This window comes from Chryseobacterium sp. SIMBA_029, from assembly GCF_046535275.1.
GTDB lineage: Bacteria > Bacteroidota > Bacteroidia > Flavobacteriales > Weeksellaceae > Chryseobacterium.
On sequence record NZ_JAWRXA010000543.1, the window covers coordinates 1 to 258 of the forward strand.

Below are 258 nucleotides of genomic sequence, written 5' to 3' on the forward strand. Positions count from 1 at the left end.
TTTAAAACGGAGATCTGACGATTCCTCAAACCAGTGAATATCAGTCCCCGTCCCGATAGTCGACTGATCGGACACGTATCGACCGTTGCTCAGGTCGTATTGCACGAAGGCCTCGGCATCGCATGCGCCATGGAGTTCATAGACAGGAATAAGGTACGCTTCCTTGACCTTCCAAAGCTTTCCTTGTGCGTCGTAATCTTCAGCGGCTATAGCTACGCCAGAGTCCTCGTCGATATAGAAGACTTTCTTTGACGCGAC

General features: G+C 50.4%; 1 protein-coding gene. It reads right to left on the minus strand.

Annotated features, from left to right (window positions below; translation table 11 throughout):
• A partial coding sequence (locus tag SB679_RS25150) for a DUF1329 domain-containing protein (RefSeq protein ID WP_410705046.1) occupies nucleotides 1-258 on the minus strand: 258 nt, incomplete at both ends.